This is a genomic window from Mycetocola saprophilus, from assembly GCF_000718085.1.
Lineage (GTDB): Bacteria > Actinomycetota > Actinomycetes > Actinomycetales > Microbacteriaceae > Mycetocola > Mycetocola saprophilus.
In genome coordinates this window covers 1-7,176 of record NZ_JOEC01000008.1, presented here as the reverse complement: position 1 = coordinate 7,176, position 7,176 = coordinate 1, and the positions used below count along the sequence as shown (strand labels likewise).

Here is a 7,176-nt window from a genome sequence, read left to right as displayed (position 1 = left end):
CCCCGATTTCATCGACGCAACCCGAGCCGCGTTCGAACTCATCGGGAAGCCGTGGGTGATCGAGAACGTGCCCGGCGCACCTCTGCACGATCCGGTCGAGCTGTGCGGGGCCATGTTCGGGCTCGGCACCTATCGGCACAGACTGTTCGAATCGAACATCGACCTGACCGCGCCCGAGCATCCCGAGCATGTGGCGAAGGTCACCAAGATGGGCAGACCTCCTGTCGCAGGCGAGTTCATGCACGTCGTGGGGAACTTCTCCGGCGTCGCCGAAGCTCGCGCCGCGATGGGCATCGACTGGATGACCCGTGACGGGCTGCGGGAAGCAATCCCTCCCGCTTACTCCGAATGGGTTGGCCGTCACCTGATCGCATCTGTCGCATGATCGGTTACCCGAAACCGTCGAAGCGGCGGAAATCCAGCCCGGCCGCGAAGAAAACGTTACTGGCCGAGCTCACGAACCGGGACGGGCATGTGTGCGCCTGGACCGGGATCGATGACGACACGCTCGTCCCTCAGCACAGGTCAGGGCGGGGGATGGGCGGTGATCGTTCGAAGAACCGTCTCGCGAATCTGGTGTGGCTGAGATCCAGCATCAACAGTCTGATCGAGGACGACCCGTGGTGGGCGGAAGAAGCCCGCCGTCGCGGAATCAAAATCTCCCTTCACGCAGACCCGACCCTCACCCCAATTGTTCACGCCGTACACGGCACCGTCATCCTCTCCGACGACGGATCAATCACGCCCCAACTCGGTGGACACACACCCGCCGACCCGTTTTAGAAAGAAGGAACCATGACCACTCTTGATCTGCTCGAACGAGCACACGCGCACCTGACCGAACTGCGGGACAAGTCCACGCCTGGGCCTTGGGTTAGTGTCACACCCGGCCTCGTTAGCTCATGCACGGCAATTCACGCGGCTGGGCACCAAAAACTCACCTGGGATGATCACTTTGGTGAGGTGTTTGAGTACTCCGACGCGGACCTTATCGTCACCTTGCACCGCACCATCGACGCGCAGCTAAAGATCCTCGCTCATGACATCGACATTTACAAGCAGATGGTGGCTTTGGGCCAGGAGGCGGCTGCCGAAGCTGCGATCTGGCGAGCGGGCGACGGTGGCCTGGCTCGCGCGATCCTCGGGGAGGAAGCATGACGGGTGCAGAGGGTCAGATTGTGGGTGCGTTCAAAGCGCTCACCACCGAGAAGCTGTTCGTTCTGCTCCGTCATCGCACCGAGTTTCCAAACACGGCCTGGATGGCCGCTGCGGCTATCGGTGACCGCGTAGTAAAGGAGGGGCCGTGACGTGGCCTGGTTCAAGGTAGACGACAAACTTCATGCCTCACGTAAGGTCATGAAGATCCCGCGACGTCACCGCTTGGCGGCGTTGGGGCTGTGGACGATCGCAGGTTCTTGGTGTGCAGATCAGGAGACAGATGGGGTCGTTCCTGACTACATGATCGAAGAGTGGGGCGGTACAACTCTGTTGGTCAATCAACTTGTAACGGTTGGACTTTGGTTGCAACTCGAAGACTCGACCGAGTTCCACAACTGGGAAGAGTACCAACCCACTAAGGAACAACTTGATGTTGCGCGTAAGAAGAATGCTGAAAAGCTGCGCAACTGGCGGGAACGTAACCGTGATGTAACCACGGATGTAACCGAGTTACAGGATGGTTCGAAACCTGACAGTAACCCTGCCCCCGACCCGACCCGACCCAACCCGACCCGTCCCCTTAAGAACTCTCTACCTGAAGGTAGAGAGAGCCCCGCTAAGCGCGGGACTCGTCTCTCGGAGGATTGGGTGCCAACTTCTGAGTCTGTTCAGAAGATGCGTGAGGACGCCCCGGACGTTGACACGCGTGCTGAGCATGCAGCGTTCGTTGACTACTGGATTGCTCAGCCCGGGCAGAAGGGCGTGAAGCTCAACTGGGAAGCTACGTGGCGGAACTGGATGCGTCGAAAACAGGGCGATGTAAAACGGGCGTCACGCCGCCCGGTGGCGAAGGCTGACCAGAACGCCGCCGAGTACGACCGGCTGTATGGGGGTGGTGATGGACGAGCGGGAAGCGTTCCAGCTCTTGACGCTGGCGTCGGCGCGTGATGGGCGTACGGTGTCGCAGGCTACGGCGCGGGTGTGGGCGAACGATCTCGCTTATATTGCCCTCCTTGACGCTGTGGAGGCCGCTACGCGCCATTACAGGGCCTCGGATAGATGGTTGATGCCGTCGCACATTATCGACGGCGTACGGGGCATCAGAGCAGAGCAAGCCCGTGAGGCAAGACGGCACCGAGCAATCACCTTCACACCCACACCCAAAGGCCCTGGCAAGCCCGCGAACTTTGACGAGCTCGTAGCCGAAGCCGCCGCGCAGCACCGAAAGGAAAACGATGACATACCAAACGATGACCTCTGACCATCAGCTCACCGCGTTCCTCGAGGGCTGCACGGCAAGACAGGTCGAACGCGAAAGGTACGGCAACCCCGACCGAAGTGAAAGACCATCGTCGCCGGCATCCAAGCGAGTCGTTGAAACGCATCAGGCCAAGGCCCGATGGGTGCACTTCATCCTCGACCGAGCAAACGGCCCCGAACGTCTGGCCGCGGCCGTAGATGAAATCAGGAAGTTCGACCAAACAAAAAACGACATTGCCGCATACTCGCGGCGGAAAGCAGGAAAGTAATGACCCAGATCGTGACCGTGTACTCAAAGGCTGACTGCCGCCAGTGCGATGCGACAAAGCGATGGCTGACCTCGCACAACGTTGACTTCGAAGTGGACGACATTACCGAGCCCGGGAACCTCGCCGCAGTAAAGGCCCTCGGATATCAGGCGGCCCCGGTCGTGATGGTGTCGAACGGTGATGTGCGTGCCGACCGACACTGGTCCGGGTTCGACCCGGGCAAGCTCGACACCCTCCTGGATGGGGACGCGTAATGCCGATCGAAGTTGTGATCGTTGAGCCGAAGACGGACTGGCCCCGCTGGTTCGGTAAAGCTCTTGCCGGCATTGGGCTCACGTTCCTTTTCGCCTGGTTCGTGAACATGATCATCCCGTTCGTTTTTGACGTGACCCTCACGTACTGGCAGTGCTTCTGGCTGATCTTCCTTGCCCGGTTCGTGATACCACGCACCGCGGCCGTCCCTGTGAAGCCGCACGCCTGACCGACAACCCCGATTTGTTCCCCGTCTCCGTTTGGTGGCGGGTTTTTTAGTGAAAGGAAACAAGCTACATGGCTATCAAAGACGACATTTTGGCCGACATCGAGGACACCTTGTGGGAAGCGAATGATTCGGCCGAGGTGTTCGCTTATGGGCACGCTCTCGAAGGAGCTATCCCGGTCGAACACCTGGACGAGTCAGGCGCGATCATTGGCCGATACAAGTTCACCATCAACGTCGAGAAGGTGGGCGAGTAATGGCGGGCGAGACGATCGTCACTGTTGTCGGGAACCTGACGAGCGATCCCGAGTTGCGCTACACCCAGTCGGGCCTTGCCGTCGCAAACTTCACGATCGCATCGACCCCGCGTAACTTCGACCGTCAGTCGAACGAGTGGAAGGACGGCGAAGCGCTTTTCCTCCGCGCCTCGGTCTGGCGTGAATTCGCCGAGCACGTTGCTGGATCGCTCCACAAGGGGGCACGGGTGGTTGCGACAGGGCGGCTGGTTCAGAACGCGTACGAAACCAAGGAAGGCGAGAAGCGTACCTCGATGGAGCTTGAGGTTGACGAGATCGGGCCGTCGCTGCGTTATGCGACCGCGCAGATTGTCAAGGCTCAGGGTGGGCAGCGTCCGTCGGCGGCTGCCCCGTCTGACCCTGCTGCGGAGCCGGGTGGCTGGAACGTCCCCGGCTCATTCGGAGACGACACTCCGTTCTAGCCATTCCGGGGGCCTGGCCGCCTGGTCAGGCCCCCACCTCGACGGCGTGCACCCTGCCTGGTTGGCGCGGTGGGCCGTCATGAAACAAGAAACCGAAAGAGGAAACACCATGAACAGTTTTGAGAAAGCTGACCGGGCGGCGTCCGCGCATGCTTCCGAGTTCAGAGACTTAGACGTTGAGATTGCGGCTTACATTGTCGTGACCCGTCAGTTTGGTTCAACGTCGATGTTGCAGAGATTTATGCGAATTGGTTTTGCGAAGGCTGGAGCGATCATGGCCGAGCTTGAACGGATCGGCATCGTGACGGCCCAACAGGGGGCGAAAGCGCGTGAGGTGCTTGTCCCAGCTAGTGAAGCGGGCAATTTGGCCGCCCTTGTGAAGCAGGCGGCCGCGGCATGACCGGGCTTGATGTGGCGTCGGTAACGCTGGCCCCAGTCTGGTTCACCCCGGCTGCCCCGTTGATTATTCGTGGTCGTGTGCCGGGTGCTGTGGTGGCGTCTCGGGTGCAGGTGGGTCGGGTGAAGGTCACGGCGCGGTGGGAGCCGCCGACGAAACACCGTGCCGGCGGGTGGGTCACGGACGTGTGGTTGGGCCGGGGGACGGGCGATCCGGCGCGACCGTACGACACCATCCACCACGACAGCCGCGACGCCGACACCGTGGCCAGACTCGCTGCGTTGATTGCTGAGCACACCCCGGCCGGGCGTCCGGTCATCACCCTGGAAGGGGGCGAATCGTGAGCGAGCACAACCGGGCCATTCGCATGGCCCAAAAGCTACTGCGCCGTCGCGCGGAACAGTTCGAAGGCCACGAAAACGCGAACCGTGACTGGGTTGAAAGCCCGAAAACGCTGGCGTTTATCGATGCCGCGAGCGAGCTGGACACCCTGATCGAGGACGAGGAGGCATCAGCATGACCGAGAAGATCGATCCGGCTCACGAGATCCCGGAAGACGTGATCGAGAAGGCCGTGAGCGCCGTTGTCTCGGACGCTGGCATGAACTTTCCACCCGAGCACCTCGTTAGCTCATGGCGCTCCGTAATCGTCAATGCAGCTCCCGGAATCGCTGCATGGGCTCGGGGGCAGGCGTTAGCCGAGGCCGAGGAAGCTGCCAACGAGGGTGCTGATAAACCCCAGACCGTGAACGGGGTCACTCAAGATGGGTGGGCATCCCCTTCTGAGTGGGCGCTCGGTAACGCTCTTGAAGCTCTCGCCGCTCTCCGCCGCAAGGAAGGGGGCGAGTGATGGAGTTCTGGTCTTATCTGCTCACCGCGGTGGGCATCCTAGGGCTGTGGCTCGCTGGCGGGAAGAACCGTGCCGGGTGGGCTGTGGGCTTGGCTGCGCAGGTGTTGTGGGTGGCGTTCGCGTTGACCACTCACCAGTACGGGTTCCTGTTGTCAGCGGTAGCGTACGGCACCGTGTATATCCGTAATTTCCGGGCGTGGAAAAAGCCCGCGACCGAACGAGAAGGGAGCGAGTGATGCAAACCGTTTCGAGTACCCGACCGAAGGCTAGGGTGCGTCACACGTGCGATTGCTGCGTTCGAGCTATCCACCCCGGGGAAACCTACGGTCGTTGGTTCTTCGTAGATGGCGGCGATACGTGGGTGTGGAAGGAATGCGCTCACTGCACGGCGTTTATCGGCCTGTACGACCTCAGCGAGTCGCACGGCGGGGAAGGGTATGACCGTGATTCCGTGAGCGACGCCGCGCAGGATCTCCCGAACTACAACCTCGGGCCGTTGTCGGTCCGGCACGCTGCCCAGTACCTCATGGGCTGGACCACACGGTTGGGGACGCTGCTACCGATCCCGGAGTCGGGGGTGAGTGATGCCGGAGACTGAACGGTCGATGCTGGACCGGCTGAACCGCCGCTACGACAAGGGCAACGGTAACGGCCCCCGGTATGCGCGTGCCGAGCATGTGAAGATCACCCCGGGTTTCGAGTCTCGCCGGATCTGCGACTACATGGCCATGGACCTGTGGACCGGCGGCTGGGGCGTAAACCGGGTCGGCCCGCAGTTGCACGGCCACGAGGTGAAGGTGTCCCGGTCGGATTGGCTGACGGAGCTCCGCGACCCGTCGAAGGCTGAAACGTTCCGCGTGTACTGCGATTTCTGGTGGCTGGTCGTGAGTGATCCGGCGATCGTGAAACCGGGTGAGCTTCCCGAGGGTTGGGGGCTCATGGTCGCGTCCACGGAACGGTACACGAACCGGCCCACAATCCGGGTGGCGGTCCAGGCCACCCGAAACCTTGACGTGCTGCCCATGCCGCGTGATTTGCAGGGCACCTTGATGCGAGCAACGGCTAAGACCGCGGCTCGCATCGCTATTTCACAGACCGAAGGAGACACAACACCATGAGCAACATCGAGAAACCCAAGACGTTAGAGATCCCGCGCCCGACCGTCGCCCCGCTCGGTGTAGAGGTGACCGTCGAACTGGTGCAGGACGTGTGGGACACGTTCATCAAACCCACCCAGAACGATGATGCCCCGCCGCAGTCTGCCGAGACGCGTGTGCTCATGGGCATTCTGCGTGCCGTGGCCGCCGGTTTTGACGCCGAGGGGGTTCCCAGTGAGTAACGCGCAGACGGTCATCTCGATTCTGCCGCCGACCGCGCTCAAGGCGGGCGCGGTCGCCCCTGACGGGCGCGTGGTCAAGTCGGGGATGCTGCACACCACGAAGGACATGCTGGTCGCCGAGATCGATTTCACCGATGGTACGGGCACGGCTTTGATGTGGCCGCTCGGCACCAATTGGAAGGAGGCACCTGATGAGTGACAAGACACAGCCGGTGACCGTCGGCGAGCTGGTTGACGCGCTGGCCAGTTACCCGCGTGACGCTTTGGTTTTCACTGGGGAAGCGGGCACCGGGTGCGGGACGGTCATTGTTGAGGACGACGGCTGGCGCACGGTGGGCGACTGCCGTGATGCCGACGGGAAAACCGGTTTTGAGGAGGAATCTGATGAGTAGCACCTTGGTTGTCCCGGATTTTTGGATGCTGTTCGACCCGGACGGCAAGGCTGACGGTTCTACGCGTGCGGTCGTGCAGGGCGAGATTCGGCATGCCACTGCGGAGAGCGCACACGCAATGTTCACCCCAAACAAGCGCACCCGGGAGCGAGAGACGCGTCAGGGGTGGCGCGTGATCGGCGTTGAACAGGCCGATTGGAACGACTACTGGACTGGCGTGAAAAAGCCGGGCCCCGAACCGAAGGAGGCACCTGGTGCCTGATGTTGAAAATTCGGCCGGGATGCCATTCGACGGTGCTCCGCCTTGCAGTGAATC

At 61.6% G+C, this 7,176-nt stretch carries 20 protein-coding genes; all 20 read left to right on the top strand.

Annotated elements, in window-relative coordinates; all coding sequences use genetic code 11:
- The coding region (locus IE92_RS18595) for a hypothetical protein (RefSeq protein WP_030149523.1) at nt 1-385 on the top strand (385 nt) is incomplete at its 5' end.
- On the top strand, nt 382-783 hold the full coding sequence (locus tag IE92_RS18505; protein ID WP_156027647.1) for a hypothetical protein: 402 nt from the start codon (nt 382-384) through the stop codon (nt 781-783). The genes IE92_RS18595 and IE92_RS18505, both read left to right, overlap by 4 nt.
- A gap of 12 nt (nt 784-795) precedes the next feature.
- Complete coding sequence (locus tag IE92_RS0116095) at nt 796-1,158, top strand: hypothetical protein (protein ID WP_030149521.1); 363 nt, start codon at nt 796-798, stop codon at nt 1,156-1,158.
- Complete coding sequence (locus IE92_RS18500) at nt 1,155-1,307, top strand: hypothetical protein (RefSeq protein ID WP_156027645.1); 153 nt, start codon at nt 1,155-1,157, stop codon at nt 1,305-1,307. The genes IE92_RS0116095 and IE92_RS18500 overlap by 4 nt, the downstream gene beginning before the upstream one ends.
- A gap of 1 nt (nt 1,308) precedes the next feature.
- Complete coding sequence (locus IE92_RS18495) at nt 1,309-2,106, top strand: hypothetical protein (RefSeq protein ID WP_156027643.1); 798 nt, start codon at nt 1,309-1,311, stop codon at nt 2,104-2,106.
- Nucleotides 2,107-2,393: 287 nt separating this feature from the next.
- Nucleotides 2,394-2,687, top strand: a complete 294-nt coding sequence (locus IE92_RS18490) for a hypothetical protein (RefSeq protein ID WP_156027641.1) — start codon at nt 2,394-2,396, stop codon at nt 2,685-2,687.
- On the top strand, nt 2,687-2,941 hold the full coding sequence (locus IE92_RS0116080; protein WP_030149519.1) for a glutaredoxin domain-containing protein: 255 nt from the start codon (nt 2,687-2,689) through the stop codon (nt 2,939-2,941). Before IE92_RS18490 ends, IE92_RS0116080 begins: the two co-directional genes overlap by 1 nt.
- Nucleotides 2,941-3,168, top strand: a complete 228-nt coding sequence (locus IE92_RS0116075; protein ID WP_030149518.1) for a hypothetical protein — start codon at nt 2,941-2,943, stop codon at nt 3,166-3,168. Before IE92_RS0116080 ends, IE92_RS0116075 begins: the two co-directional genes overlap by 1 nt.
- 68 nt (nt 3,169-3,236) lie before the next feature.
- A complete protein-coding gene (locus IE92_RS0116070; RefSeq protein WP_030149517.1) occupies nt 3,237-3,422 on the top strand; it encodes a hypothetical protein in 186 nt (61 codons plus the stop codon).
- A complete protein-coding gene (locus IE92_RS0116065) occupies nt 3,422-3,883 on the top strand; it encodes a single-stranded DNA-binding protein (protein ID WP_030149516.1) in 462 nt (153 codons plus the stop codon). Before IE92_RS0116070 ends, IE92_RS0116065 begins: the two co-directional genes overlap by 1 nt.
- Nucleotides 3,884-3,962: 79 nt before the next feature.
- Nucleotides 3,963-4,283 carry a DNA translocase FtsK gene (locus tag IE92_RS0116060; protein WP_081864211.1) on the top strand — a complete coding sequence of 107 codons (321 nt, stop codon included), beginning with the start codon at nt 3,963-3,965 and terminating at the stop codon, nt 4,281-4,283.
- Nucleotides 4,280-4,624 carry a hypothetical protein gene (locus IE92_RS0116055; protein WP_030149514.1) on the top strand — a complete coding sequence of 115 codons (345 nt, stop codon included), beginning with the start codon at nt 4,280-4,282 and terminating at the stop codon, nt 4,622-4,624. The genes IE92_RS0116060 and IE92_RS0116055 overlap by 4 nt, the downstream gene beginning before the upstream one ends.
- Complete coding sequence (locus IE92_RS0116050) at nt 4,621-4,800, top strand: hypothetical protein (protein ID WP_030149513.1); 180 nt, start codon at nt 4,621-4,623, stop codon at nt 4,798-4,800. The genes IE92_RS0116055 and IE92_RS0116050 overlap by 4 nt, the downstream gene beginning before the upstream one ends.
- Nucleotides 4,797-5,129 (top strand): hypothetical protein, encoded by a 333-nt coding sequence (locus tag IE92_RS0116045; RefSeq protein WP_030149512.1) that lies wholly within the window; start codon nt 4,797-4,799, stop codon nt 5,127-5,129. The genes IE92_RS0116050 and IE92_RS0116045 overlap by 4 nt, the downstream gene beginning before the upstream one ends.
- Nucleotides 5,126-5,365 carry a hypothetical protein gene (locus tag IE92_RS18590; protein WP_211250806.1) on the top strand — a complete coding sequence of 80 codons (240 nt, stop codon included), beginning with the start codon at nt 5,126-5,128 and terminating at the stop codon, nt 5,363-5,365. The genes IE92_RS0116045 and IE92_RS18590 overlap by 4 nt, the downstream gene beginning before the upstream one ends.
- 369 nt (nt 5,366-5,734) lie before the next feature.
- A complete protein-coding gene (locus IE92_RS0116030; protein WP_030149872.1) occupies nt 5,735-6,247 on the top strand; it encodes a hypothetical protein in 513 nt (170 codons plus the stop codon).
- The gene (locus tag IE92_RS0116025; protein ID WP_030149508.1) at nt 6,244-6,468 is read left to right on the top strand and encodes a hypothetical protein; all 225 of its coding nucleotides are present in this window, start codon (nt 6,244-6,246) and stop codon (nt 6,466-6,468) included. The genes IE92_RS0116030 and IE92_RS0116025 overlap by 4 nt, the downstream gene beginning before the upstream one ends.
- Nucleotides 6,461-6,667: a hypothetical protein gene (locus IE92_RS0116020; RefSeq protein WP_030149507.1), complete on the top strand. Its 207-nt coding sequence runs from the start codon at nt 6,461-6,463 to the stop codon at nt 6,665-6,667. The genes IE92_RS0116025 and IE92_RS0116020 overlap by 8 nt, the downstream gene beginning before the upstream one ends.
- Nucleotides 6,660-6,860 carry a hypothetical protein gene (locus tag IE92_RS0116015; RefSeq protein ID WP_030149506.1) on the top strand — a complete coding sequence of 67 codons (201 nt, stop codon included), beginning with the start codon at nt 6,660-6,662 and terminating at the stop codon, nt 6,858-6,860. Before IE92_RS0116020 ends, IE92_RS0116015 begins: the two co-directional genes overlap by 8 nt.
- Nucleotides 6,853-7,122, top strand: coding sequence for a hypothetical protein (locus IE92_RS0116010; protein ID WP_030149505.1), 270 nt, complete (start codon nt 6,853-6,855; stop codon nt 7,120-7,122). Before IE92_RS0116015 ends, IE92_RS0116010 begins: the two co-directional genes overlap by 8 nt.
- Nucleotides 7,123-7,176 lie beyond the last annotated feature (54 nt).

Bases quoted from the DNA above. Each gene is read 5' to 3' on its own strand.
- IE92_RS18505 (WP_156027647.1), top strand. From the start codon at position 382: ATGATCGGTTACCCGAAACCGTCGAAGCGGCGGAAATCCAGCCCGGCC.
- IE92_RS0116095 (WP_030149521.1), top strand. From the start codon at position 796: ATGACCACTCTTGATCTGCTCGAACGAGCACACGCGCACCTGACCGAA.
- IE92_RS18500 (WP_156027645.1), top strand. From the start codon at position 1,155: ATGACGGGTGCAGAGGGTCAGATTGTGGGTGCGTTCAAAGCGCTCACC.
- IE92_RS18490 (WP_156027641.1), top strand. From the start codon at position 2,394: ATGACATACCAAACGATGACCTCTGACCATCAGCTCACCGCGTTCCTC.
- IE92_RS0116080 (WP_030149519.1), top strand. From the start codon at position 2,687: ATGACCCAGATCGTGACCGTGTACTCAAAGGCTGACTGCCGCCAGTGC.
- IE92_RS0116075 (WP_030149518.1), top strand. From the start codon at position 2,941: ATGCCGATCGAAGTTGTGATCGTTGAGCCGAAGACGGACTGGCCCCGC.
- IE92_RS0116070 (WP_030149517.1), top strand. From the start codon at position 3,237: ATGGCTATCAAAGACGACATTTTGGCCGACATCGAGGACACCTTGTGG.
- IE92_RS0116065 (WP_030149516.1), top strand. From the start codon at position 3,422: ATGGCGGGCGAGACGATCGTCACTGTTGTCGGGAACCTGACGAGCGAT.
- IE92_RS0116060 (WP_081864211.1), top strand. From the start codon at position 3,963: ATGAAACAAGAAACCGAAAGAGGAAACACCATGAACAGTTTTGAGAAA.
- IE92_RS0116055 (WP_030149514.1), top strand. From the start codon at position 4,280: ATGACCGGGCTTGATGTGGCGTCGGTAACGCTGGCCCCAGTCTGGTTC.
- IE92_RS0116045 (WP_030149512.1), top strand. From the start codon at position 4,797: ATGACCGAGAAGATCGATCCGGCTCACGAGATCCCGGAAGACGTGATC.
- IE92_RS0116030 (WP_030149872.1), top strand. From the start codon at position 5,735: ATGCTGGACCGGCTGAACCGCCGCTACGACAAGGGCAACGGTAACGGC.
- IE92_RS0116025 (WP_030149508.1), top strand. From the start codon at position 6,244: ATGAGCAACATCGAGAAACCCAAGACGTTAGAGATCCCGCGCCCGACC.
- IE92_RS0116015 (WP_030149506.1), top strand. From the start codon at position 6,660: ATGAGTGACAAGACACAGCCGGTGACCGTCGGCGAGCTGGTTGACGCG.
- IE92_RS0116010 (WP_030149505.1), top strand. From the start codon at position 6,853: ATGAGTAGCACCTTGGTTGTCCCGGATTTTTGGATGCTGTTCGACCCG.